This is a genomic window from Bacteroidales bacterium (assembly GCA_031276035.1).
Taxonomy (GTDB): Bacteria; Bacteroidota; Bacteroidia; order Bacteroidales; family BM520; genus RGIG7150.
In genome coordinates this window covers 219,332-245,737 of sequence record JAISNV010000001.1, presented here as the reverse complement: position 1 = coordinate 245,737, position 26,406 = coordinate 219,332, and the positions used below count along the sequence as shown (strand labels likewise).

Annotated in this window: 18 protein-coding genes; 9 read left to right on the top strand and 9 right to left on the bottom strand. The window is 33.6% G+C overall.

The features are described 5' to 3' along the window. The first annotated feature begins 6 nt into the window (after positions 1-6). Positions 7-1,365, top strand: a complete 1,359-nt coding sequence (gene trkA, locus LBP67_00960) for a Trk system potassium transporter TrkA (GenBank protein MDR2083551.1) — start codon at positions 7-9, stop codon at positions 1,363-1,365. Between the two features lie 14 nt (positions 1,366-1,379). On the opposite strand, the gene uvrC is transcribed toward trkA, so the two are convergent. Beyond that, on the bottom strand, positions 1,380-3,053 hold the full coding sequence (gene uvrC / locus LBP67_00955; GenBank protein ID MDR2083550.1) for an excinuclease ABC subunit UvrC: 1,674 nt from the start codon (positions 3,051-3,053) through the stop codon (positions 1,380-1,382). Between the two features lie 188 nt (positions 3,054-3,241). Then, positions 3,242-4,285, bottom strand: coding sequence for a thiamine-phosphate kinase (gene thiL / locus LBP67_00950; GenBank protein MDR2083549.1), 1,044 nt, complete (start codon positions 4,283-4,285; stop codon positions 3,242-3,244). A gap of 155 nt (positions 4,286-4,440) precedes the next feature. Here thiL and LBP67_00945 point away from each other — a divergent pair, with 155 nt between their 5' ends. The 4 genes from LBP67_00945 (at position 4,441) to hydG (ending at position 12,042) form a co-directional block, all read left to right on the top strand. Beyond that, positions 4,441-6,096, top strand: coding sequence for an alpha-glucosidase C-terminal domain-containing protein (locus LBP67_00945; GenBank protein ID MDR2083548.1), 1,656 nt, complete (start codon positions 4,441-4,443; stop codon positions 6,094-6,096). A 299-nt stretch (positions 6,097-6,395) separates the two neighbouring features. Beyond that, a complete protein-coding gene (locus LBP67_00940) occupies positions 6,396-8,531 on the top strand; it encodes a DUF349 domain-containing protein (GenBank protein MDR2083547.1) in 2,136 nt (711 codons plus the stop codon). Then, positions 8,515-10,548, top strand: coding sequence for a gliding motility-associated C-terminal domain-containing protein (locus tag LBP67_00935; protein MDR2083546.1), 2,034 nt, complete (start codon positions 8,515-8,517; stop codon positions 10,546-10,548). The genes LBP67_00940 and LBP67_00935 overlap by 17 nt, the downstream gene beginning before the upstream one ends. Positions 10,549-10,587: 39 nt before the next feature. Beyond that, positions 10,588-12,042, top strand: coding sequence for a [FeFe] hydrogenase H-cluster radical SAM maturase HydG (hydG, locus tag LBP67_00930; protein ID MDR2083545.1), 1,455 nt, complete (start codon positions 10,588-10,590; stop codon positions 12,040-12,042). A gap of 17 nt (positions 12,043-12,059) precedes the next feature. On the opposite strand, the gene LBP67_00925 is transcribed toward hydG, so the two are convergent. From LBP67_00925 to LBP67_00895, 7 genes are all read right to left on the bottom strand, one after another. Then, entirely contained in the window at positions 12,060-13,265 is a 1,206-nt protein-coding gene (locus LBP67_00925; protein ID MDR2083544.1) for a peptidoglycan DD-metalloendopeptidase family protein, read from the bottom strand. A gap of 2 nt (positions 13,266-13,267) precedes the next feature. Further along, complete coding sequence (locus LBP67_00920) at positions 13,268-14,047, bottom strand: DUF4292 domain-containing protein (protein MDR2083543.1); 780 nt, start codon at positions 14,045-14,047, stop codon at positions 13,268-13,270. Between the two features lie 6 nt (positions 14,048-14,053). Further along, on the bottom strand, positions 14,054-15,799 hold the full coding sequence (locus LBP67_00915; protein ID MDR2083542.1) for a tetratricopeptide repeat protein: 1,746 nt from the start codon (positions 15,797-15,799) through the stop codon (positions 14,054-14,056). Positions 15,800-16,000: 201 nt separating this feature from the next. After that, positions 16,001-16,432 (bottom strand): dUTP diphosphatase, encoded by a 432-nt coding sequence (gene dut, locus LBP67_00910; protein ID MDR2083541.1) that lies wholly within the window; start codon positions 16,430-16,432, stop codon positions 16,001-16,003. Between the two features lie 145 nt (positions 16,433-16,577). After that, positions 16,578-18,038, bottom strand: coding sequence for an oligosaccharide flippase family protein (locus LBP67_00905; protein MDR2083540.1), 1,461 nt, complete (start codon positions 18,036-18,038; stop codon positions 16,578-16,580). After that, positions 18,038-18,412: a MerR family transcriptional regulator gene (locus LBP67_00900; GenBank protein ID MDR2083539.1), complete on the bottom strand. Its 375-nt coding sequence runs from the start codon at positions 18,410-18,412 to the stop codon at positions 18,038-18,040. Before LBP67_00900 ends, LBP67_00905 begins: the two co-directional genes overlap by 1 nt. Before the next feature lie 12 nt (positions 18,413-18,424). Beyond that, complete coding sequence (locus LBP67_00895) at positions 18,425-19,399, bottom strand: M23 family metallopeptidase (GenBank protein ID MDR2083538.1); 975 nt, start codon at positions 19,397-19,399, stop codon at positions 18,425-18,427. A gap of 94 nt (positions 19,400-19,493) precedes the next feature. Between LBP67_00895 and alaS the strand changes: the two genes are divergently transcribed. The 4 genes from alaS (at position 19,494) to LBP67_00875 (ending at position 26,091) form a co-directional block, all read left to right on the top strand. After that, positions 19,494-22,118 (top strand): alanine--tRNA ligase, encoded by a 2,625-nt coding sequence (gene alaS, locus LBP67_00890; GenBank protein ID MDR2083537.1) that lies wholly within the window; start codon positions 19,494-19,496, stop codon positions 22,116-22,118. 61 nt (positions 22,119-22,179) lie between these two features. Further along, the gene (locus tag LBP67_00885; GenBank protein ID MDR2083536.1) at positions 22,180-23,034 is read left to right on the top strand and encodes a PASTA domain-containing protein; all 855 of its coding nucleotides are present in this window, start codon (positions 22,180-22,182) and stop codon (positions 23,032-23,034) included. Between the two features lie 16 nt (positions 23,035-23,050). Further along, entirely contained in the window at positions 23,051-25,000 is a 1,950-nt protein-coding gene (locus LBP67_00880) for a T9SS type A sorting domain-containing protein (protein MDR2083535.1), read from the top strand. A gap of 2 nt (positions 25,001-25,002) precedes the next feature. Next, positions 25,003-26,091: an RluA family pseudouridine synthase gene (locus tag LBP67_00875; GenBank protein MDR2083534.1), complete on the top strand. Its 1,089-nt coding sequence runs from the start codon at positions 25,003-25,005 to the stop codon at positions 26,089-26,091. The last annotated feature ends 315 nt before the right edge of the window (positions 26,092-26,406 follow it).

Below are 26,406 nucleotides of genomic sequence, written 5' to 3'. Positions count from 1 at the left end.
ATTACTATGAACATCATTATTGCAGGTGACGGTGAAGTAGGCGATTTTTTGGCTAAAATGCTTACAGGTAAAGATCATAATATTACTATAATTGATTCTAATCAAAAGAATTTGGAATATGTTGAAACTCATTCCGATCTGAAAGCCATTAGCGGAGACTCAACTTCTATTGACGTACTCAACAATGCGGATGTGAAAAATGCCAATCTGCTGATTTCTGTTCTGCACGACGAAAAGGCTAATATTGTGACTTGCTTAATTGGGAAAAAACTGGGCGCAGAAAAAACTATTGCCCGCGTTCATAATCTCGAATATTTTTTGGATAACAGTATTGAAATATTTAACAGTACCGGTATTGACGAACTGGTGTTTCCCGAACTTATTGCCGCTGATGAATGTATCGACCTGATTTCTCATGTAACTGCCACGGAAGTTGTTGATTTTACAGATAAAAAACTTTCTTTGCAGTTGTTTCACCTCGATGAAGATTCGAAAATCATAAATAAATCTATCAAAGCAATTAAGGACGAATTTAAATCCGGTGATTTTACCTTTCTTATAATAATGAGAGAGAATAAACCTATAATGCCCCTTGATACCGATATACTTCAACCGGGAGATTTTGTTCTCGCACTATCTAAGCCTAAAGGAAAAGAACTGCTGCTCAATGCTACCGGAAAAGATAATGTTAATATTAAGAATATCATGATAGTAGGTGGCGGAAGAATCTGCCGAATGATGATTCATAAACTCAATAATACCCTTAATATAAAAGTTATAGAAAGAAATGTTGAAAGATGTAATAAACTGGCGGCAATTATCGGTAGCAACGGACTCGTAATTAACGGCGATGCACGGGATATCGAACTCCTTGAAGATGAAGACATCAGTGAAATGGATGCTTTTATTGCCGTTACGGATAACTCCGAAACAAATATTTTAACTTGCATGCTCGCAAAACAATTCGGAGTTAAAAAGGTTATTGCATTAATGGATAGTATAGATTATATTGAACTTGCACAGAGAATAGGTATCGACGGTATTATCAATAAAAAATTGATTACGGCAGGATATATTACTCGTTTTACCTTAAATGCCGATGTTTCTATTTTAAAATTTCTAAGCGGAATTGATGCAGAAGTTCTTGAAATTACCGCTAAAAAAGGCTCTTACGTAACCAAACGCCCCGTCGGAAGTTTAAAACTTCCCGATGGCGCAATAATAGGTGGTGTAATTAGAGGTTATGAAAGTCATATTGTTAATAGTGAATTTCAAATCTCTGCTGACGACAGAGTTGTTGTGTTATGCTTCCCGCATTCAGTACAGGAAACAATAAAGTTATTTAATAAATTAAAATTGTTCTAGTAAAATCGTAAGATTCACTTTTTCTTTTTTTTCCCTTTTTTCGTATCTCCGAGCATACGTTTACTCCTCTTATTCCTATGATGTGTAATTCCGAACCGGTGCGCCTCATCTCGTAATTGCTGAATGATTTTTAATGTTTCAGAATTTTTGTTTAGGTATAATGGAATATCATCACCAGGAAAATAAATTTCTTCCAGGCGCTTTGCTATTCCGATTATGGTAACTTTATTACGCAATTCCAATTTATCAAGACTTTTTAATGCGGAGCTCAACTGCCCTTTTCCGCCGTCAATCACGATTAATTGCGGCATATCAAGATTTTCATCCAGAACACGTTTATATCTACGGTAAATAACTTCTTCCATAGAAGCAAAATCATTTGGTCCTTCAACAGTTTTAATGTTAAAATGCCGGTATTCTTTTTTCGCAGGTTTTCCGTCGATAAAACAAACCATAGCAGCAACCGCATCAGTTCCTTGAATATTAGAATTATCAAAACACTCAATTCTGCGTGGCTCAACATTCATGTGCAAATCCGTCATCATAGTTTGCATAATACGTTTTGTATGCCGCTCCGGATCAACCAAACTTTTTCTCTTTTCTTGTTCGAGCTGATAATATTTCAAATTTCGTCGCGATAAATCCAATAAATTCCTTTTGTCGCCTACTTTTGGGACAGTATATTTGATGTTTTCTAATTCAATTTGCAAATGAAAAGGTAAAATTATCTCTTTAGCATTACTGTTAAACTGCTCTCTGATTTGCGGAATCATCAAAGTCAAAACTTCCTCCTCACTTTCATCCAGAACTTTCTTAATTTCAGAGGTGTGGGCATGAATTAATGCTCCTTCAACAACTCGCATATAATTGATATAAATCGTACTTTTATCCGATGCAACAGAAAAAACATCAGCATTCAAATTTTTATTGGCTGCAACCATCGATTTACTTTGATAATTTCGTAGAATATCAATCTTTTCTTTAAAAATTTGCGCCTGCTCAAACTCCAATTTGTCGGCATGTTCATACATATTATGCTCAAGTTCCTTCATAATCGAAGAAATATCCCCGTTTATAATTTTACGAACGTCCTTAATAGATTTAATATAATCTTCTTCGGATTGTAACCCGATACAAGGTGCGGCGCATTTACCGATATGATATTTCAAACAAACATTATACTTACATTTTTTAATATTTTCTTTAGTAAGTCTCAGGTTGCACGAACGTAATTTATATAGTTGCTCAATTGTTTCCATAAGCGTTTTAAGCATTCTTACGGAAGCATAAGGTCCGAAATATTCTGAACCGTCGTTAACCTTGGTTCTTGTTTTTATAACCCTCGGAAACAATTCGTTCTTAATACAAAGCCAAGGATAAGTTTTGTCGTCCTTCAACATTACATTATATCTCGGTCTGTATTGCTTAATCAGATTATTCTCCAGAAGCAGTGCATCAACCTCATTATTTACAACTATTGTTCTTACAGAAGCAATTCTACTTACTAAAACTTTGGTTTTACCCTCAATATCTTTGTTGAAATATTGTGCAACGCGTTTCTTCAAGGATTTTGCTTTACCGACGTAAATGACATTATTGTCCTCATCCGAATACAGATAAACGCCCGGACTATCGGGCAGTGATTTTAAAACGGTTTTCAAATATTTCTCGTCGTCTTTCAGCAACATAAATATAAGTTTTCGGGTCGAGGTGTCAGTAACAAGATAATTTATAATTAGCTCGGAATACTAATTTAGACAAAATTACAAAGTTTTCAGAATTTACAGATTATTTCATCATGTATAAATCTTTTTTGTCTATAAATTTTTATCTAAAAACATTTTGTCATTCTATTTCGTAAATTTTATCGGTTTTATTAATCCTTAAAAGAATCCCATCCCTGAGCTTTTAGTTCCACAACAGTATTGTCGTTAGTGATTAAAGACATTTCTTTTTCATTATCCGTAATGTGGCCTATGATTGAAATTTGTGGAATGTCTTTAACTGCTTCGTAATCTTTTTGATTTATAGTGAAAAGTAATTCGTAATCTTCACCGCCATTGAAGGCAGCGGTAATCGGATTAATATTGAATTCTTCCGCAACTAAAATTGTTGCCGGATCTATCGGAATTTTATCTTCGTAGATATTGCAACCTTTTTTGGATTGAGTACAAATATGATTAAGTTCCGAAGCAAGCCCGTCGGAAATATCAATCATTGCAGTAGGAAGAATGTTTTTTGATTTCAAAATTTCGGGAATATCGAAGCGCGCTTCGGGACGAAGGAAACGTTGTAGAATGTATTCGTTTCCGGCAAGGTCGGGTTGCATATTCGGATCGGCTTGCCAAGTTGCTTTTTCCCTTTCGAGGATCATCAATCCCATATAAGAAGCGCCGAGATTTCCGGAAACACAAATAAGATCGTTGGTTTGGGCGCCGTTACGGTAAACTATCTTGTCGTCGTCAGCTTCACCGATAACAGTAACCGAAATAAACAATCCGTTCAAACTTGAAGTTGTATCGCCTCCGATTAAATCTACATGATAATTTTTACACGCCTGCTCAATACCGGAATAAATTTCCTTTATAGCTTCAACACTAAATCTGTTGGAAATCGCAATTCCTACGGTAATTTGTTTCGGCTTGCCGTTCATAGCAAAAATATCCGAAAAATTTACAGTTGCAGCCTTATAACCCAAATGCATCAACGGAGTGTAAACCAAATCGAAATGAATACCTTCAACAAGTAAATCGGTCGAAACCAATATCTTTTTATCAGGATAAGAAATCACCGCACAATCGTCGCCGATGCCATATAAAGATGATTTATTTTCCAACTTAAAAGAAGCTGTAATCTCGTCAATCAATTTAAACTCGCCGATAGATTTTAGCTCCGTCCTTGAAACTTTATCTTCAAACATAAAATGAAATTTTAAAGCACAAAGATAATAAATAATTAACAGTTTACGGTTGACTGTTTCCGGTTGATATAAATTTTAATTATCAAATTAATAAAATCATTGTCAATTATTGATTATCGCTTTTCATTTTTCGATTATAATATTACTTTTGTAGAATGAATAATAAACTTCAAGAATTATATTCTGTTTGGGAAAAACTTTATTCGAATTCCGAAATAAACTTGTTGGACGAATTTATTTCGGAGTTTGAAAACTATAAGTCAAACTTAAACTTGCCTGATTTGGAGCATTTATGGTATAAAAATACTGTTGTGTATTCTTTGTATGTTGATTTATTTAATGTTGATTTTAAAGGATTAATTGAAAAGTTTGATTATCTTGAAGAGCTGGGAGTTAACTGTTTATGGTTATTGCCTGTTCTTGATTCTCCGATGAAAGACGGTGGTTTTGATGTTAGAAATTTCCGTCTTGTTAGAAAATCTTTGTTAGGATTGGATTATGAAATTTCAGATAGTGAATCTGAAAAATTGTTTGAAGATTTCCTTCAAAAGGCTCATCAGAAAAATTTTAAAATTATCTTCGATCTGCCTTTAAATCATTGTTCGGATGAAAATAAATATTTTGAAAATTCTAAGAATGACAAAGGGAATGAATATAGAGATTATTTTATTTGGAGCGAAAGCGATAAAAAATATTCTGAAGCCAGAGTTATTTTTAAAGGCATTGAGGAAAGTAATTGGAAGAAATATGACGATGAATATTATTTTCACCGGTTTTTCGAGTTTCAGCCGGATTTGAATTACCGCAATCCCGAAGTGCTTTTGGAAATGACTCGTGTTCTTTTGTATTGGTTGAAATCGGGAGTTGATGGTTTTAGAGCCGATGCGATTCCGTATCTTTGGAAAGAAGACGGTACAGATTGCGAAAATCTTGAAGGAACACACCTCATTCTTAAGTTTATGAAAGCCGTGCTTGATTATGTTCGTCCGAATGTTCTTTTTCTTGCAGAAGCTTGCCAGAAGCCGAAGGAAGTCGTAAAATATTTTGCTGATGCGGATGAATGCAACGCAGCATATCATTTTCCTCTAATGCCTATGATTTACAAGGCTATTGCATCGCAAGATAAAAATCCTATTATCAGTATTCTTGATAAAAAAAATACGCCGGAAATTTCGGAAAAAAGTCAATGGTTTCTTTTCCTTCGTTGTCATGATGAATTAAGTTTGGAACATGTTTACGTTTCCGAATATGATAGAAAATATATTTATAATCATTATTGTCGTGATCCGAAATGGGATTTTCGTGAAGGCGAAGGAATTTCCGCTCGTTTAGGCGAATTAATGGAATTTAATCCTAATAAAATTTTACTGGCATATTCAATTATATTAACCTTACCGGGAACGCCGATAATTTATTATGGTGATGAATTTGCAAAGGCAAATGATGAAAAATATTATGATGAGCAGATTAAAATTACAGGAAAAAATGACACAAGATTTTTAGCACGCGGAAGAATTGATTGGACTAATGTTGAAAAGAAGCTTTCGGATGAGAATTATATCAGCAACAAAGTTTTCTCAGAATTGAAGAAAATGATTAAAGAACGAAATTCGACTCATGTTTTTGGTTGCGGAACAATTGATTGGATTGATGTTAAAAATGATTCTATTTTAGCTTATTATCGAATTTATAAAGATGAAAAATTTCTCATTTTAAATAATTTATCTGATAAGGAGCAATCCTTTTCCATAGATTCGAAAGGTAGTTTCATGTTGAACGGATATGGGTTTTACTGGAAAAGAATGAAATGAAAAATTTAAAAATCATTTCGAAATTTCAAATTTATCACTTCAAAATGATGTTTAGGAATCTTCAAATTCTCAGATCATCAGGCTTTCAAACATAATATTTCCACACAAATATCAGTTATATTTTAGGTTTGAAATGATTTTTTACATAAAATAATGCGAATAAACAATAAAATAATCATTCTGTTTTATTTTTTCTAAAAAAATCGTAACTTTGCCGCCTAATAAATTAATGTAATTACTGACAGTTTCGTTTTAATTAACGAAACGTATTCTAATCTGTAATTTAAAACAGAAATGCTATGAGTGAGAATGATCTATTACCTGTAAACAATCAGGAAGAAGTTGCCAGTGAGGTAAATGAAAATGTTACCGAGAGCATAAACAATGTTATTGAAACCGATGAGGTCAATAAAACCGATGAGAATGTTTTGGGAAATGAAACGGCTATGAAAGTTGAAGCTGTTGAAGAAGATGAAACAGATAAATCCGTTAAAACGACTGATGTTGATAAGACTGAAGAACCTATTGAAATTGAAAAACAAGTTGAACCAGAAGCTGTTATTGAATCTGAAAATGAGAATGTTGAGGAATTGACAGTTTTGGCAGAAGATGAAAATCGTCAGCTTGACGAATCAATGGAAGTTATTGATGAGGATATAATGGAAATGGAAAATGATGATGAGCAAGACGATGAGTTGGCGGAGGATATAGATTATTCCGCTTTTACCCGTGATGAGCTCATTCATAAATTAAGTGATTTACTTCAGGAAGAAAACATTGAAAAAATAAAACCTGCAGTTTCTGCTATTAAAGTTGCTTTCATTGAAAAAACAAAGTTGGAGTATAAAAATATTCCTGTGGTTGAAGGTGAAAATAATGTTGATGATATTACGTCTCCGGACCGTGAGCCTGTTGATGCTTTGGAACAGAGATTCAACGAAGTTTTCAATGTTTATAGAGAAAAGAAAGCGAAATATTTAGAGCAGCTTGAAGAGCAAAAGAAGATCAATCTTGAACAAAAACAACAAATATTAGAAAAATTAAAAGAGCTTATTAATTCCGATGAACCTCTGAAAGCTACTTATGATAAGTTTAAAGAGCTGCAGGACCAATGGAAAGAAATTGGTGCGGTTCCAAAATCGGAAGTAAATAATCTTTGGCAGAATTATCATTTCCTTGTTGAGAAATTTTTCGATAAAGTTAAAATTAATCGTGAACTTAGAGATTTAGACACAAAGAAAAACCTCGAAGCTAAGATTAGTCTATGCGAAAAAGCGGAAGAATTGATTTTGGAAAAATCAATAATGAAATCTTTCAAAAAACTACAAAGTTATCATCAGGAATGGAAAGAAATAGGTCCGGTTCCCGCCGATAAACGCGAAGAACTTTGGGAGAGATTTAAAACCGCAACAGATAAGATTAATGCTCGTAGAAAAGAGTATTATTTTCAGCTTAAAGATCAGCAAGACGGTAATTATGCCGCGAAACTTGCACTTATTGAAGAAGCTAAAAAATTAGTTGAAGAACTTCCGAGTACTTTGAAAGAATGGCAAAGTAGGGGAGACCAGTTGAATGAATTGTTTAAAGCCTGGAAAAGTGTCGGCTCTGCTTCTAAGTCTCAGAACGATAAGATTTGGGAAGAATTTAAAGGCATAATGGACGGATTTTTTGTGGCTAAAAAAGAATTTTTTGCCAAAATGAAAGACGAACAATTTGATAATTATAATCTCAAATTAGACCTTTGCACTCAAGCCGAAGCCGTAAAGGATAGTACCAATTGGGGAGAAACTACCCAGATACTTATTAACCTTCAAAAAGAATGGAAGAAAATCGGTCCGACACCAAAACGTATGTCAGATAAAATCTGGAAACGTTTCAGAGGTGCCTGCGACGAATTTTTCAAAAGAAAAGAAGAGCATTTCGCAAATATTAATGAACACGGAGAAGAAAATCTTAATAAAAAGAAAGCTCTTGTTGAAGAAATTAATAATCTTGTAATTCCTGCCGATAATCCTCATGATGGTTTCGAACATTTGAAAAAATTGCAAAGAGATTGGATGGAGATAGGCCACGTTCCAAGAAAAGATAAAGATACAATTCAAAATGCTTATCGTAAAGCTGTTAATGAAAAACTCGATGAGTTAAAAACTTTAGGCGTTGAGGTGGCAAATCTTAATTTTAAAAATAAAATAGAAAATATCAAATCTAATCCTAATGCTAATCATTTCATCAATAAAGAGAGAGGCCAAATCTTCAATAAGATACAAGGCATGAAAGAAGATGTTAGTCTTTGGGAAAATAATATAGGTTTCTTATCGCGTTCCGCCAATGCAGAATTACTGAAAGCCGAATTTGAAAAGAAAATTGAGAAAGCTAAAAAAGAAATAGTGCAACTTGAAGAAAAACTTAGAATTCTTGATGAACAAGAAGCTTAAAAATATTATTTGTTTGTCGGCAACGATTTTTATGTGTTTGAATTTGCAAGCACAGATTTTTGATGCCGATACTTTGCATTTCTGCAGACAGGATAGTGTAATGCTTGATGCGGGTGCAGGTTACGATTCTTATTATTGGAATACGGGCGAAACAACACAATCTATCTGGGCAAGACGTACCGCATGGTATTTTGTAGAGGCTACATCTTCTTCAACTTCCGTCTTGGATTCTATTCTGATTGATCTTAATAGAAGCAGAATAGAACAGGGCGATACTATTGCTTGTTATGCTGCCGATTTGGTGTTAAGTGTTTCGAATACAGAACCAAATAGCCTTATCGGTGATTATCGTTTTGATGTTGGAGATTATAAAGTAAGTAATAATTCCTATATAGATTATAGTGATTATGGAAATAATCTTTTGTGCTTTGCTTCAAGAATGAAATCAACCGAGGACAGATTCGGTGTTGAAGATATGGCAGTATATTTTTCGCCTACAACTACCGACCCGGCTTCATTGAGCTGTATGTATATCCAATATAATGACACATTTAATATTTCAAATTCTTTTACACTTCATTGTTGGGTTAAACCAGATACGATTTTCGGAATAAGAGCTACGGATGATATTTTTTATCTTATTAATAGATGGAATCCTAATAATTTATCCGAATCGAGTTATTCTTTGGGGCTTAGTGTTGACGGACATGTACATTTTCAAAGTTCGAATGGAAGCACGTCGCAAAAATTTTCTACTTCCGGCGATACTTTAGTTTACCCCGGAAGATGGACTATGGTTGATATTGTTTGTTCTATGCGGAAATTGAAGATTTATGTCAATGCCGAACTAAAAGTAAATGAAGATATCACCGCATTGCCGCAATCATTGGTTAATGTACCTACTTATTTAGGCGCAAGTTCCGGTTTGCAAAACGGAAATTATCAGGGCGGTATGGACGATGTAAAAATTTATTCTTCGGATTTATCGATACAGGAAATCAAAAATCTTTATAATGTAAATACTACATATGCTTATAATTACCTTTGGAACACAGGTGAAACTACAAGAGAGATAACTGTCAATCCGACAGAAGAATCCGATTATCACGTAACTGTTTCCAATAATCTCGGTTACTGTTCAGATACCGTTCATGTAGAGGTTTATCCTGAATTTACCGTAACTATAACTCAGATGAGAAAAGGTTGCCCCGATACTTCTGAAGGAATTTTGCTTGTCAATGCTTCCGGAGGTATTCAGTTTGGATATGAATCTCTATTGCCTTATACATATATCTGGCCGGATGGCTATCTCTCAAATGATAGTATTTTGTATCGATTACCGGCTGATGATTATGAAATAAGTGTTGTAGACTCCGTTGGTTGTAAATTGACAAATATTGCCAAAGTAGAAACTTATCCGCGTTTGAATATTGAAATAGTAGCTAACCCGGAACAGATATATCCGCAAAATCCTGTTGTACACTTCTCAACCGAAACTTCCTGCGATACTTGTTATGTTTTTGATTATCTTTGGAAAATTTATGACGAGAAAGCTGAAAATTTTACCGAATTAAAAGATATTGAGGTGGATTATAATTTCGGACCTATCGGCGATTCTACTACACAGTTTATCGTTCAGCATTATCAGACTTATGAAGCAAATTGTGTTGACTCGGCTACTTTGATTATTCCGGTTGCAAGACCGAAACTGAAAATCCCGAATGTTTTCTCTCCGAATTCGGATGGTATTAATGACACCTTTGACATCACTATTGAAGGAGACGAAGAAAGATCTATCTTAGATATATTCTTAGGAAACACGCTTGTAATTTATAACAGACAAGGTAAATTGGTTTATTCCAAAAACGATTATCCCGGTTCTCCCGGTGAATTCGACGGAAGAAATCTTTCCGACGGTGTTTATTTCTATGTGTTAAAGTGCAAAGGACTTAAAAAAGATGAGGTTTATGAGGGCTATGTTCATATTTTCAGAAATGCCCGAAAAGAAAAAGATTAATATTCTTTTCTTTCTTCTTAATGTTTAAAACCATTTGATATGCAATTCTATCCGGAAAAATGCAGAATTCCTGATGAAAGGATGAAGCCGTTTATAGACCCTGACGAAATATGGGACATAATTAATTCTATTGAAAGTACCCCGGAAAGAGTACGTGAAGTTATTAAAAGATCACTTGATAAGAATAGATTGACCTTAGAAGAAACGGCAGTACTTATTAATACTACCGACCCTTCTTTAATTGAAGAGATTAAAGAAGGAGCACGTGAACTTAAAAAACGAATTTACGGAAATAGAATAGTACTTTTTGCCCCGCTCTATGTTGGAAATAGATGTACGAACAATTGTCAGTACTGCGGATTCCGTGTGTCTAACAAAGAACAGGTTAGAACAACTCTCGATGATAAGGCATTGAAAGATTCTATTTTAGCTCTTGAAGAAAGCGGACAAAAAAGATTGATTCTGGTTTATGGCGAACATCCTGATTATTCTCCGGAAAGAATCGCACATGATGTTAAGGTTACTTATTCGGTTAAGAAAGGTAATGGAGAAATTCGCCGGGTTAATATTAATGCCGCACCATTAGATATCGAAGGTTTTAGAACAGTAAAAGAAGCCGGAATCGGTACTTATCAAATCTTTCAGGAAACATATCATCCCGAAGCGTATGCAAAATATCATCCCAGCGGAAAGAAAAAAGATTACGACTGGCGTCTGACGGCAATGGATCGTGCGCAGGAAGCAGGATTAGATGATAACGGGCTCGGTGTTTTGTTCGGGCTTTACGACTGGCGCTTTGAAGTTATGGCAGTTATTCGTCATACAAATCATTTGGAAGCATGCTATAATGTTGGTCCGCATACAATTTCATTCCCGCGTATCAAAGATGCTTCATCAATAAATATTGATAATAAATATGAGGTTGATGATGAAACTTTTGCTAAGATAATTGCAATTTTCAGACTGGCTGTTCCCTATACAGGATTAATTCTTACCGCAAGGGAGAATCCGAAATTCAGAAGGGAAGCCATACAATTCGGCGTTTCACAAATCGACGGCGGAACAAATCTTCAAATCGGCGACTATAGATATCATCATAGCAAACAAAAAAATACTACCGACGATCAGGATTTGAATAGGGAGCAATTTAAGATTAATGATGATAGAAGCTTAGCCGAAATTATTGAAGAATTATTGGATTTAGGATATATTCCGTCTTTCTGTACTGCTTGTTACAGGTTAAAACGTACCGGCGAACATTTTATGGAATTTTCCGTACCGGGATTTATCAAAAGATATTGTACAACCAATGCTATTCTGACTTTAGCTGAATATTTGGAGGATTATGCTTCACCCGAAGTGCAGGATAAAGGTTGGAAAGTGATTGATGATGAACTTCGGAAACTTGAAATCGATGAAACAAAGGTTAATGTTGATGAAGTAAAGCGCCGGTTGGAAAGAGTAAAAGCAGGGGAGAGGGATTTATATTTTTAAGTTAGGAGCTGTCAAACTCATCTCTTAATAATCCAACCTTCCGGATCAAGTAAAGTAGAACTTTTCCAGACTTCAAAATGTAGCTTTGTAGTTCCTTCCGAGTTGTTGCTGTAAATTGTGCCGATGTTTTGCTTGGTCGTTATCTCTTGTCCTACATTAACAAACACTTCATCAAGGTTTCCGTAAACCGTGAGATAATCCCCATGACGAATAATAACAACATTATTATATTGTGGTATTTGAATAATCTTTGTTACCTTGCCGTCGAAAATAGACCGCGCCATACTTTTTGCTTCAGTCAGAATATCAATTCCCGTAGAATTAATTTTGATGTCTCTTAGTTCGGGATGAGGACGTTCGCCGAAAGATTCTACAATAATTCCTCTTTCACAGGGCCAAGGCAATTTTCCTTTGTTGCCTTCAAACTTTCCTGAAATGATTTTTTCTTCCGGAGTAAGCTCAAGCCTGCCGCTTTTACTGTTACGCGACTTGATTTCTTCGGCAATAATTTTTTCAATTTCTTTATTTAGTTTTGATAAAGCATCTTGTTGCGCTTTTATCTTTTTGCGCAATTCTTTTTCTTGTTTGGTAAGATCCTGAATTGTATTGTTTTTCTGAACTTTTTCAGTCTGAAGTTTTGTAGTTTCCTGCTCTTTTGAAACCCTTAAAGTTTCCTTCTCACTTTTCTGTTTCTCAAGAGTGAATTTCTTGTTTTGCATTTCGTCGGTTTTTGAAATTATTTCCCTGCTGTATTCCTTTCTTCTATCCGAATAATATTTGAAGTAAGAAATTCTTCTGAAAGCCTGATTCAAATCTTCCGAAGCAAAAATATATGACAAACGTTTATATGTGTTTTTGGTTGACCAGGTATGTAAAATCATATCGGCATATTCCTTCTTCAGGATTTCCAATTCGTCATTTAATTCTTTAATATTTTTTGAAGTTGACGAAATATCGCTGTCGAGATATTTAACCTGATTATTTATTGTTGAAATTAACTTTGTTCTATCGTTTATTTGTTTGTTTATTAAAGCCACTTGTTCCGTTGAGGCTTTTTTTCCAGATAAAGTTTGATTTAATAATTTGTTAGTCAGTTGAATTTCGTCTTCAATCTTAGCTTTTTCCTTTTGCAAATCTTCCTTCGATTGAGCAAATAGAATACTGCTGCAAGAAATCATTCCGACAATTATAAATGATAATATTTTTTTTATTTCGAACGGCATTATTAAAACATTTCAACTTTTTGATAATTATCCGGTATTTTTATTTCGAGATTATTTTTTTTCTCGAAATTCATTCGTGATAATTTTATTTTGCAATTTGCATTTTCAAGATCTATATCAATGTTTGTCGGAAAAACAAAATTTTCGACAGAAAAAAAATCAAAGTACGAAATTACATAAAACAAACCAATATCGCTGAAAAATTTCATCTTTTCTGCTTTAAATTGATTATTATAATCGATGTTATAAAAAAGATTATTTGGGTTTCTGTAATTTAAAGAATAATATTCATTAATAGTATAAGAAAATAATTCATTGTCACGGAAATCAATTCTTCTTCCTAACAAAATGTTTTTAATATCATCCAAAGTAATTGTTCTTTCAATAAAATCATAATTTGAAAGAGCATCTGCGATATAAGATTTCCCCAATTTGTTAAGAATCAAAATACTGTCTGTTGTTATTAAAACCGAAGCAATATTAATTCCTTTGGATGTAAGTTGCATCGTCAAACTATCCGCATTATAAGATAAAATACCTTTAATTTTTTCCGACTGATTTTTAGATTTATTCGTAAAATCCGCATCAAAGCGACAATTGAATATTTCCGGCAATATATTGCATTTTGCGATACTATCGTACAAATTATCAATAGGCAATCTTAGTAATTCCGTTGTGTTGGAAGCGTTAATTTCACTTGAAGAAATCTTACGCGTATTCGAACACGAAAATGATATAAAACTTATTGCTATGAATATTACTATAAGAAATCTTCCGGGCATGATTTTCTATTCTGAATAATAAGTTTTGTTTTGGATTTTCTTTTTCAGAATTTCCGAAGCTTCATCGGGAGCTGTTTGAAGGGATTTATTCCAATATTCAAGTGCTTTTGAAGTATCGTTAAGTTTCCATTTTACATCGCCGAGATGTTCAAGAATAACAGCTCTATCGTCACCTTCAAATTTCAATGCTTCTTCCAGATACTTTTCGGCCTCTTTATAATTTCCTTTCATAAACAAAGCCCAAGCATAAGTGTCTAAATAATAAGAACTTTCCGGGTTGAGTTCAACAGCTCTTTTACCCATTTCCACGGATTTATCCAGATTCATATTTGAAGTACTTAAATAATAGCTGTAATTATTAAGCAGATATGCATTGTCGCGATGTAACTCAAGAGACTTGTCATAATTCTCAAAAGCTTCGGTTTTTTTATCAAGATTATAATAACAATCGCCGATAACCATATACATGTCGGCTTTAAGAGCATCATTGTCAACAATCATCATTAATCCTGTTTTAAGTGATGATATTGCGCTTTCAAAATGTTGATTTATATATTCTGCCAATCCGTAATAATAATAAAATTCCGGGAAAAGAGGATAAAGTTCGATTGCTTTTTCAGACAAACTTACAATAGAATCAAAATTATTAATAGTAGATTCTATATAAATAAGGTTTAAATAGATAGAAGGAGTATTGAGTCCTAATCCTTTTGCTTTATATAAACCCTGTTTTGCCATTCCGAGCTGATTATTTTGCAGATAAAAATCGCTTAACATTGCAAGGGAAACGGGATCATCAGGATGGGTATCGCTTATAGTGAGCAGAAGTTCAAATGCTTCACGATTATTTGTGGTGTAAATTTCCTCGTAAGAATAAAGTTTTAAAAAGACATTAAGCTTTGTTTTAGCATCTAATTCGGGTGTTGCGAAGCCGAGTAAAAGCTCTTCAAAAGCTTTTTTGTTATTTCCCGATTCTCTGTAATACTCCGAAAGTGTTATATGAACATAAGGATCTTCGGGATTTATTTCGGCAATTTTTCTATAACAATCCAAAGCTTCTTTCTCTTTTCCGTATTTTAAATAAAGATCCGCAAGCATGGAAATATATTGTGTATTATTAGGATAAGTGTCAACAAGACGTTTCATTTCGGCAATAGCTTTGGTCTTCTTGTTTTGAGCATCATAAATCCGAACGACTTTTACAGTAATTTCTTCGTTAATTCCCATTATTTCTTCCAACTTTGCAAGTTGTTTTAAAGTTTCGTCATAATTAGTCGAAAGAAGAAGAGCATTAGTGTAATTAAACTGCGCTTCAATATTATTTGGGTCCAAAGAAATAATTTTTCTGTGAAGCTCAAGTTCTTCCTTATTCGATGGAGTTGTGCTTATTAAGCTCACTAAATTCATTAAATAGTAAACATTCTTATCGTCGAGTTCAACGGATTTACGCGCCGCATCAATGGCTTCTTCAGCTTTATATTTATCCAGATATAATTTTGATAATTCAAAATAAGCCGCATCATTTTTCGGGTCTAAAACCAGAGTTTTTTCAAAAAGTTTGATTGCTTCATCCGTATCCCCGATTAATTTTGCGGATATAGCGCTGATGAAAGTTGAAGTTTTATTAATTTCCGTCGCAGTCATAGGTTCGGAATTCAAATCAACCGGATTTTTTACCTGAGAAAATAAAGTATTACATCCGCAGAGTACTCCGAATATAAAAAGTATTATTGTTTTCGATATTATTTTCATGTTTACTGATTTGGGTTTGGGATTTTTTGTTTCTCCAAAATATAAAGTTACAGAATTTACAGATATAAGAATTTGAGAATTTACTGGTTCGGAAAATCTTTTTTTGAGTCAAAAAATTCTAACTGTCAATTTATTACATCCCTTCATTTTTAAATTTTTCAATTAATAATTATCGCATTTGCGTGTAAGTTAATCATCAAATCAGACTCCCGTTGAGCCGAAGCCGCCTTTCCCTCTTAATGTTTCATCTAAATCATCAACAACATTCCATTCTGCTCTTTCATGCTGACTAATTATCATTTGGGCAATTCTGTCGCCGTCATTTATTACAAACGTTTCCTCGGATAAGTTTATTATTATTACACAAATTTCCCCGCGGTAGTCGGCATCAATAGTTCCGGGCGAATTCAATACAGTAATACCTTTCTTAATTGCCAATCCGCTTCTCGGACGTACCTGTGCCTCATAACCTTTCGGCAATGAAATAAATAATCCTGTCGGAACCAAAGCTCTTCCCATCGGTTTCAAAATAATCGGATTTTCTAAATTAGCACGTAAATCCATTCCTGCCGATAATTCTGTTTCGTATTCAGGAAGAATATGTTTAGACTTGTTAATGATATTTATCTTCATATAAAAATGGTTTAATAATTTAACGATTTGAAAATAATATTATAATCTTAATTTCTCATTACCTGACCTTTCAATTGAAAAATTCGACGATGTTTTTATTCCTTCACTTCTAAATTTTCAACTTCCAATTTAAAATTTTAATGTTTCACTTTAATAAAGGTTTTATCTCCTTAACATACACAACAATAATAAACGACGCAAAGAAAATCGTATTACAAATTATTTTTATTAAAGTTGACGGATAAGGTATATATAAAGTAATAAAGTAAATTGCCAATGCGAAAAAAGTATAAATAGAAATTGTTTTAAGGTCATAATTAATCGGATAGTATTTTCTGCCCCAGATATATGACAGAATAACCATTACCAGATAGCATGCTAAACTTGCTATTGCCGATGCCATATATCCTATTACTGGGATAAAAGCAAAATTAATTACCAATGTAACTATTGCGCCGATAATAGACTGATAAGCACCGTATTTTGTTTTGTCGGTAACTTTATACCAAATGGATTGATTGTAGTAAATTCCGAGAAGTAAATTTGCTATTAATATAATAGGTACGATTTTTAATCCTTCAAAGTAAGCCGGACTTTCCAGAAATTTGAATAAATCTATGTATAATGTAACGCCGAGAAAAATTACCCAACCGAGAATAACAAAATATTTCATGATATCGGCATAAGTCTTTCTGGTATCTTTGCTATCGTCTTGCGAAAAGAAGAAAGGTTCGAAGGAGTAGTTAAAAGCTTGAATAAACAAACTCATAAAAATAGCAATCTTGTAATTTGCACCGTAAACTCCGATTTGATGCATAGCATTTTCTCCTTCAGGCACCAGGAATTTTAGTAAAATTTTGTCGATGTTCTGATTGATTTGTCCCGCGAAACCCACTATCAATATTGGAATTGCATATTTCAACATTTGTTTTAACAGCGTAAAATTGATTTTGAATTTAATCTTTTTAATTTCAGGATATAACAGACATAAAGTTATTATGTTTGCTATCAGATTAGATGTAAAAACATAACAAATCCCTATAGAAGGATTGTATAAAAATCTGAAAAACGAATCGGGATTATTTAAACTCAGCGGTCTGAAGACAAGAAAAAACAAAAGATTTAGTCCGATATTTATTCCGATATTAATGAGTTTTAAAGTTGCAAATCGGAATGCTTTGTTTTCTCTTCTTAAATATGCGAAAGGAATTGCGGTAAATGCATCTATTGCGACAATAATTGCCAGATAAAGAATATATTTTTCTTTTCCCGGATAACCTAAAGCATTTGTAATTGGATTAAGAAATAGAGTAACAACAAGAAGAAAAATTAATGAAGTTGAGAATATTGAAGATGCGCTTGTACTATAAACTTCATTACTGTTTAAATGTTTTTTTGAATATCTGAAAAAAGCCGTTTCCATCCCGTAAGTGAGAAGTATCAATAAAAATGCTACATAAGCGTATAAATTATTGATAATTCCGTATTCTTCGGGCGGAAAAATATAGACATACATCGGAAATAAAAGAAAATTCAAAGTTCTTCCGATAATGCTGCTTAATCCGTAAATAGCTGTTTCGCTTGCGAGTTTCTTAAATGGATTCATTATTCAGAAAGTAATTTTTCGGCAAGTTCTTTAATTTTGCTTAATTTTTCTCGCATAAGAATGTCCTTATCGGTATTTATTCCAATATTAATTTCAGGGTTTTCATTAATGTTTTGCGGTACCTCAGTTTCAACAGGAGTTTTTGTTTTCAAAGCTTTTCTCGCGCCTTCGAGAGTGAATTTTTGCTTCTTAACGAGAATGTAAATTCTCTCAATATTTTCTATATCTTTTGAAGTATAAAACCTTACACCCCTTTTATTTCTTTTCGGCTGGATATATTTTGGAAACTCCGTTTCCCAGAAGCGGATTAAAGATTGTGAAAGTTTGAATTTTTCGGCAACTTCACTTATTGTATAATATAGCTTTTCTTCCATGCCATGAATTTATTAATCCATTGATTGAGATGGTATTTCCGAAAGTTGAAGCATAGTTTCATATTCTTCGGGATTAATATCATTGAAGAAATAATTTATCGGGTTAACAGATTTGTCGTTTTTTCGGATTTCATAGTGCAAATGCGGACTGGTTGATTTTCCTGTATTTCCTACATAACCTATTACCTGGCCTCTTTTTACATTGTCGCCTTTTTTTACATTGAAAGCGCTAAGATGTGCGTAAATAGTTTTATAGCCGAATCCGTGGTCTATTTCAACATAATATCCGTAACCGTTCTGCTTGTTTTTTTGCAGTTCCGAAACTACACCGTCGCCTGTAACAATTACATCTTCCCCCACGGCCATTGAAAAATCGATTCCGTGATGCATCTTTCTTACTTTGTAAAAAGGATCGGTTCTGTAACCGTAATGAGAAGCGATACGCCTAACATCGGTTTCGCGGACAGGACGAATAGCCGGAATACTGTTTAACATCTGCTCCTTGTTTATAGCGAGCCCGTAAATTTCATCCAATGACGTTGTTTGAGTATATAATCTTCCGGAAAGTATATCAATCTTCTTAGAAATATCTTTTAATAGTTCCCCATTTTCGTAATTATCATACTTGAAATATCTGTCTGTACCGCCGTAACCTGCTTTTCTAATATCCGAAGAAATAGGTTCGGCTTCAAAAATAATACGGTAAATATTGTCGTCACGATATTCAATATCAGCCAGAACATTTTCAATTTCAGCTAATTTGTCATTGAAAATCTTTAATTCCAGTTCGTACTGTGCAATTTCCTTTTTTAAAATTCTTTCAGTAGGAGAATCAACGAGATACAAAGCTAACAGAGCTCCGATACCGCCAAATGCAAGAGCAATAGATACATATATTAAAATATTATTAATGGTTTGGCGAATCCCCGTTTCAATTTTTTCGTATGTTAAATTATGGTGATTAAATCTGAATTTATGCTTTGCCATTTGTTTGCTTTTATGCTGTTTAACTTGCAAAAATAGATAATTTATTTTAATTTTGCACAATTTTTTTATTGTAAAATGTTAAATCATAATATAAATGACTTCATCAGAAATTAGAAATACATTTTTGTCATTTTTTAAATCTAAAGGACATGTTATTGTTCCTTCGGCTCCAATGGTAAATAAAACCGATCCTAATTTGATGTTTACCAATGCAGGTATGAATCAATTTAAAGATATTTTTCTGGGAAACAAACCGATAGTAAATCCGCGAGTTGCGGATTCGCAAAAATGTCTTAGAGTGTCGGGTAAACATAATGATTTGGAACAAGTGGGAATTGATACTTACCATCATACGATGTTCGAAATGCTTGGTAACTGGTCGTTTGGCGACTATTTTAAAGAAGATGCGATTACTTATGCCTGGGAATTACTTACGGAAGTTTTTAATATTGATAAAGACCGATTGTATGTTACTGTCTTTGAAGGCGATGAAAAAGACGGATTGAGTGCGGATTATGAAGCTAAAGATAGCTGGTTAAGATATGTTGCTCCCGAAAGAATTATTTTCGGAAATAAGAAAGATAATTTTTGGGAAATGGGTGATCAGGGCCCGTGCGGTCCGTGTTCGGAAATCCATGTTGATATCAGAGATGAGGAAGATAGAAGAAAAATTCCCGGAGAAAGTTTGATAAATAAGGATAATCCGCTTGTAATTGAAATTTGGAATCTCGTTTTTATTCAATTCAACCGTAAAGCCGACGGCAGATTAGAAACTTTATCTCATAAACACATTGATACCGGAATGGGATTTGAACGACTTTGCATGATATTGCAAGGTGTGAAATCTAATTATGATACCGATGTTTTTCAGCCGCTGATAAAATTTATTGCTGAAAGTTCCGGCATAAAGTATGGAAGCGGTGAGAAAACTGATATAGCTATGCGCGTTGTTGCCGATCATATCAGAGCTGTAGCTTTTGCAATTACAGACGGACAACTTCCTTCGAATACCGGCGCAGGTTATGTTATCAGAAGAATTCTAAGGAGAGCTGTGCGTTATGCATATTCTTTCCTAAATCTCAAAGAACCTTTTCTTTTCGAATTACTTGATATTCTATGCGATCAAATGGGAGAAGCTTACCCAGAATTACTTCAACAAAAATCTTTCTGTAAAAAAGTTATCTTCGAAGAAGAAATAGCCTTTCTTAGAACTCTCGAAACCGGAATTCAAAAATTCCAATCATATATTAATGCTAATCCTAATAGCAATATAATAGACGGTAATTTTGCCTTCGAACTTTTCGATACCTTCGGATTTCCTATTGACCTTACTGCCCTAATAGCTGCCGAAACAAACCGTACCGTTGATATGAACGGCTTCAATAAAAAACTCGAAGAGCAAAAGGAGCGCTCGAGAAAAGCCGCATCACAAACTTTATCCGATTGGGTTTATGTAGATGAAAATGCCGGGATGGATAATGATAGAACTCTTACTTTCTGTGGTTATGATGAATTGGATATAGATATTGATATTCTGAAACACAGAACAGTAACTACAAAAGATGGTACTTTCTATCATTTAGTATTTCCGATGACTCCGTTTTACGCGGAAAGCGGCGGTCAGGTCGGAGATCGCGGAATTATTGTCAATGAAAAAGAAAGTATCAAAATTATTAATACTATAAAAGAAAACGATTTAAGTATTCACATTGCGGAAACAATGCCTCAATATTTACATATACCTTATAGAGCAATAGTTGATATTGAACATAGAAAAGCTGTCATGGCTAATCATTCTGCAACTCATCTTTTACATAAAGCCCTGCGGACAATTTTCGGAGAGCATGTAGAACAAAAAGGTTCTTATGTCGGCGCCGATTATTTACGTTTCGATTTTTCTCATTTTCAGAAATTAACTGATGATGAAATAGTTGCTGTTGAAGAATATGTAAATGCTTATATAAGAGATAATATAAGAAGAGATGAATTGAGGGAAATTCCGATAAACGAAGCAAAGAAAAAAGGAGCAATGGCTCTTTTCGGTGAAAAATACGGTGATAAAGTAAGAGTTATTACTTTCGGAGATTCGGTCGAACTTTGCGGCGGTACACACGTTGAGGCAACAGGAAGCATCGGCGTTTTCAAAATAATTGCCGAAAGTGCCATCGCTGCGGGAATAAGAAGAATCGAGGCAATAACCGCTAAAGCCGCTTTCGAATATCTTAATCAACAAACTCATACGGTTCAGAATATTAAAAATCTTTTGAAATCCAAAGAAGCTTATAAAGGAGTTGAAAATCTTTTAGAGCAAAACAGTAATTTGAGAAAGGAGATTGAAACCCTCAAACAGGAAAAATTATCAGTAATAAAACAAAACCTTCAATCGAAAATAAAAAATATAAAAGGTATAAATGTTATTGCGGAGAAAGTTGAAATAGATTCTACAGCAATAAAGGATCTTGCTTTTGAGCTAAAACAAAATAAAGAAAATTTTGCTGTTATCTTAGGTAGTAATTTAAACGGTAAGGCGGCAATATGCATTGTCTTTACTGATGATTTGGTTAAGAAAGGATTTCATGCCGGTAATATTATCCGTGAAGCTGTGAAGGAAATTGACGGCGGCGGCGGCGGACAAGCGCATTTTGCAACTGCCGGCGGAAAATCTCCCGAAAAAATTGATAAAGCAATTGCAAAAGCAATGGAGTTAGTAGAAAAATAAGCTATCTTTGCAACAATAAAAAAACTGTTTGAATGGTTATTATTAATAAAAAGTTTTTATAATGCAGCGCTTTTTAAAGCTAATATCTAATGTATATTTCTGGTTGCAATTTGTTATTGCATTTGCATTAATATTTATAGCGTTGCTTATTATAAAAGGCTCATTAAAGAAATATACACGCCATGACCAGGAACTTGTAGTGCCCTTAATAGAAAATGTGTATTATGATGATTTAGTAAAAGGAGATTATTCAAATGTTTTTAATTTTGTTATTTCCGATTCTACATATAATGCATTGTATGAACCGGGAATAGTTATAAGTCAGAATCCTGTCTCTGGTTCGAAAGTGAAACCCGGCAGAAAAATTTATCTTACGGTATCTGCTGCATCTCCCGGTGATGTACCGATGCCCGATTTAATAAATTTATCCGTACGTCAGGCAATAAGTATCATCGAATCATCGGGATTAAAATTAGGCACAATGGAATTTGTCCCGTCTTTTGATAAAAATGCGGTTTTGGAACAACGTTACCTTGGAGTTAGAATTGAAAAAGGTGCTCCCGTAACAAAAGGTTCGACAATTGATATTATTGTTGGCGGTGGTTTTGATAAACATGAAATGCAAATGCCTTATATTATCGGTAAGCTTGCTCTTGAGGCTAAATATATTCTTAAAAACATGTCGTTGAATATAGGGGAAGAATATTTTCATGATTCTTACGATGTTGATGAGGTTTACGTTTACAAAACCGAACCCGCATGGTCGGATACTTGTATTGTAAGATATGGCGAATTTATAAATTTATTTTATACTGCCGATACTGCTTTCTTAAGAATTTCAATCGAAGAGGCTCTGGCGGGAGAAAAGAATATTCCCGATAATTATTTTGACGAAACAAATTTTGACGATCTATAAAAATACAGAACTGTTTATGAATACAATTAATAAAATAATTCTTTTTGTAATAATATTTTTGCTTTCTAATCTTTTAGCAGGACAAGAAGTTATTATGAATATGAGTTCAAACCCGGTATTGGAAAAAATGTCGGAAAACGTTCGATCAAAATCCGTATCTAACGATACCTTGCTTCTGCCCTTTTTTGATGATTTTGCATATAAAGACAGTTATCCTTCTCAATTATATTGGCAAGATAATTATGCATATATTAATAATGATTATGCTTATTATCCTGTTAGCTATGGCGTTGCAACCTTGGATGCAATTGATGAAAACGGAAGGATACATTCGAATCTGCATTCGGGGATCAAGGGAGTTGCCGATTATTTAACTTCTCGACCTATTCGTCTGGATTCTATTTTCGGTAATGAAAACAGACCGTTACATGATTATGACTCGGTTTATCTGAGTTTCTTTTTTCAACCTAATTATTGGGATAATGTTTATGCATCAAGCGATGGGTTAACAGGAGATTCATTGGTTGTTGAATTTTATTCCCCTGTTTATGAGGAATGGTTTCATGTATGGAGTACGATTAGATTCCCTTTTGATAGCATTAAACCTGAAGAAAATAACGGAAGACAATTTATTGAAGTAATTATTCCTATTACCGATGAAGAAAGGTATTTTCATAAGGGTTTTCAATTCAGATTTAAAAATTATGTAACATTAACAGAAAATAATTATTACCCAAATTGGCAAGTTAACGGTAGTCAGTGGAATATTGATTATGTTTATCTGGACAGAGATAGAAGGTTTAATTCCTTTTATAAAGATATCTGTTTTGTTAGCGATGCACATTCTTTTCTGAGTAGTTATTATTCAATGCCTTATAATCAGTATTCCGCAAATTCTTTTGATGAAATAATTGATTTTGACAATGTCCTTATATCTAATTTAGATCAAACTGCAAATAATGTAGGATATGATTATGAAGTTATTAATAGTAAAGGTACGGTGTTGAAACATTATCTGGGCGGTAGCGGAGTTATTAATCCGTTTCATATCTCCGGATATTATGATAACCCAAGTCTTCCGCCTCCGGTGTTTCCATTCTCATTTCCGGTTGGTGTTACCGATTCTGCCGAATTCCTGATAAAACACTATATTACCTCCGATTTGGATTTCAAACAAAATGATACTATTACCTTTGAACAAAAATTTCATAATTATTATGCATATGATAATGGTTCACCGGAATACAGCTATACTTTGAGATCACCGGGAAATGTTCAGGTGGCTGTACGGTTTAAATTGAATACCGCAGATACTTTAAGAGCTGTAAAAATATTTTTTAATGATATTGCCGGCACCGCTTCGGAATTATATTATAATTTGCGTGTATGGAATGAATCCGATAGAAAACCGTATTCTTTAGTTTATGAACAAGGAATAGTTGTAAAAAATGATAATTCCTCTACAAATAATTTTATTACGATAATGCTTGATGAACCGGTAATTATTCGTCAGAATGACTTTCCGTTCCTGGTATTCTATGTCGGAATAGAAAAAACAGCTTCCGAAGCTATGGCATTAGGTTTCGATATATCCAGAGATAATTCTTTTAATACATATCAAAACACTACAGGACAGTGGATCGAAAGTATATTCGCCGGTTCTATAATGATACGTCCCGTACTCGGTAAGAAATTCAAGGTGTCTTCAATTGATGATTATTCGAAAAATGAATTATGTGTTTATCCTAATCCGGTTATAAACGGTACGGTAAACATAAAGAGTGAAACGGAGTTTAATAAGATATATATATATAATAATTTTGGGACTAAAGTTTTTGAAAGTGGTAATTTAAAGGCTAATGATATTTCTATTCCGCTTATTAATCTTCGTAATGGATTGTATTTAGTAGTTATTATTGATAAAACCGGAAAGAAGCATACTGAAAAAATTATTTTTATGCAATAATTATGACTAAGAAAGCAAATGTTAGCAATGATGAACTGCCTGAGAATCAAAATATAAAAATCAAAACTGATGATAATGATGAATTGGAGCAGGAAGGTGGATTTTATGAGCATTACAATGTTACTGTTGACAAGGGGCAATCGCCGTTAAGAGTTGATAAGTTTTTATTTTCAAAAATAGAAAATGCCTCACGAAACAAGATACAAGCTGCGGCAAAGGCAAGTTGTATTTTAGTTAACGGTAATCCGGTCAAATCAAATTACAAAGTAAAACCGCAAGATGAACTTTCGGTACTTATGCCGGATCCTCCCAGAGATACTGAAGTTATTCCTCAAGATATACCTTTAAATATAGTTTATGAAGATGACGATATATTGGTTGTAAATAAACAGACCAATCTTGTTGTACACCCTTCTTATGCAAATTATAACGGCACATTGCTCAACGGATTAGTATATCATCTTAATAAAGAAGGAAAAGGAAGAGAACCGGAATTAGTACATCGTATAGATAAAAATACTACTGGTTTATTACTCGTTGCCAAAAATCTCGAAGCTCAAAGTTTTTTAGCACAGCAATTTTATGTACATTCTATAGATAGACGATATCAGGCACTTGTTTGGGGGGATCTGGAAAATAATAGCGGAACTATCGTAGGTAATTTGTCGCGAGATCCTAAAGATAGAAGAATAGTTATCGTTTGCCCTGATGATCAAGGTCAGTATGCAGTAACACATTATAGAGTTTTAGAACGTTTAGGTTATGTAACATTGATAGAATGCAAACTTGAAACGGGAAGAACCCATCAAATACGTGCACATATGCAACATATCGGACACCCATTGTTCGGAGACCCTACCTATGGCGGAAACGAAATAGTTAAAGGTACAACTTTCAGCAAATACAAACAATTTGTTTACAATTGCTTTAAGATATTGCCGAGGCAAGCTTTACATGCAAAAACTCTTGGCTTTATACATCCTGCTACCAACCAATTTATTCAATTTGATTCCGAGCTCCCTCAGGATATGTCGGAAGTTATTGAAAAGTGGAGGAAATATGTTGGAAGTGGCTGGAGAACGGGAGATTAGATGAAAATTTTAAAATTTTTGTTGTATTTTGCTTTATTAATATTAAAGCTTATAATAATTTTATTAGTTGACTGAAAAAAAGAAACTTAATTGTATAATTTTTATTGATACATTCTTCAATTAATTATATAAACTTACCGAAATCATTAAAAGACTGTAAAGAATTCTGATCTTATATCCTAATATAACTTTGTATTATTGATAGATCATTCATAGAACAAAAGATTGATTGTCAAATCCTTTATTCTATTACTATATATAATACCACTAATTATTATATTTATTGATTTAATATGACAGTCGCACTGATTTCTT

Bases quoted from the DNA above. Each gene is read 5' to 3' on its own strand.
- trkA (MDR2083551.1), top strand. From the start codon at position 7: ATGAACATCATTATTGCAGGTGACGGTGAAGTAGGCGATTTTTTGGCT.
- uvrC (MDR2083550.1), bottom strand. From the start codon at position 3,053: ATGTTGCTGAAAGACGACGAGAAATATTTGAAAACCGTTTTAAAATCA.
- thiL (MDR2083549.1), bottom strand. From the start codon at position 4,285: ATGTTTGAAGATAAAGTTTCAAGGACGGAGCTAAAATCTATCGGCGAG.
- LBP67_00945 (MDR2083548.1), top strand. From the start codon at position 4,441: ATGAATAATAAACTTCAAGAATTATATTCTGTTTGGGAAAAACTTTAT.
- LBP67_00940 (MDR2083547.1), top strand. From the start codon at position 6,396: ATGAGTGAGAATGATCTATTACCTGTAAACAATCAGGAAGAAGTTGCC.
- LBP67_00935 (MDR2083546.1), top strand. From the start codon at position 8,515: ATGAACAAGAAGCTTAAAAATATTATTTGTTTGTCGGCAACGATTTTT.
- hydG (MDR2083545.1), top strand. From the start codon at position 10,588: ATGCAATTCTATCCGGAAAAATGCAGAATTCCTGATGAAAGGATGAAG.
- LBP67_00925 (MDR2083544.1), bottom strand. From the start codon at position 13,265: ATGCCGTTCGAAATAAAAAAAATATTATCATTTATAATTGTCGGAATG.
- LBP67_00920 (MDR2083543.1), bottom strand. From the start codon at position 14,047: ATGCCCGGAAGATTTCTTATAGTAATATTCATAGCAATAAGTTTTATA.
- LBP67_00915 (MDR2083542.1), bottom strand. From the start codon at position 15,799: ATGAAAATAATATCGAAAACAATAATACTTTTTATATTCGGAGTACTC.
- dut (MDR2083541.1), bottom strand. From the start codon at position 16,432: ATGAAGATAAATATCATTAACAAGTCTAAACATATTCTTCCTGAATAC.
- LBP67_00905 (MDR2083540.1), bottom strand. From the start codon at position 18,038: ATGAATCCATTTAAGAAACTCGCAAGCGAAACAGCTATTTACGGATTA.
- LBP67_00900 (MDR2083539.1), bottom strand. From the start codon at position 18,412: ATGGAAGAAAAGCTATATTATACAATAAGTGAAGTTGCCGAAAAATTC.
- LBP67_00895 (MDR2083538.1), bottom strand. From the start codon at position 19,399: ATGGCAAAGCATAAATTCAGATTTAATCACCATAATTTAACATACGAA.
- alaS (MDR2083537.1), top strand. From the start codon at position 19,494: ATGACTTCATCAGAAATTAGAAATACATTTTTGTCATTTTTTAAATCT.
- LBP67_00885 (MDR2083536.1), top strand. From the start codon at position 22,180: ATGCAGCGCTTTTTAAAGCTAATATCTAATGTATATTTCTGGTTGCAA.
- LBP67_00880 (MDR2083535.1), top strand. From the start codon at position 23,051: ATGAATACAATTAATAAAATAATTCTTTTTGTAATAATATTTTTGCTT.
- LBP67_00875 (MDR2083534.1), top strand. From the start codon at position 25,003: ATGACTAAGAAAGCAAATGTTAGCAATGATGAACTGCCTGAGAATCAA.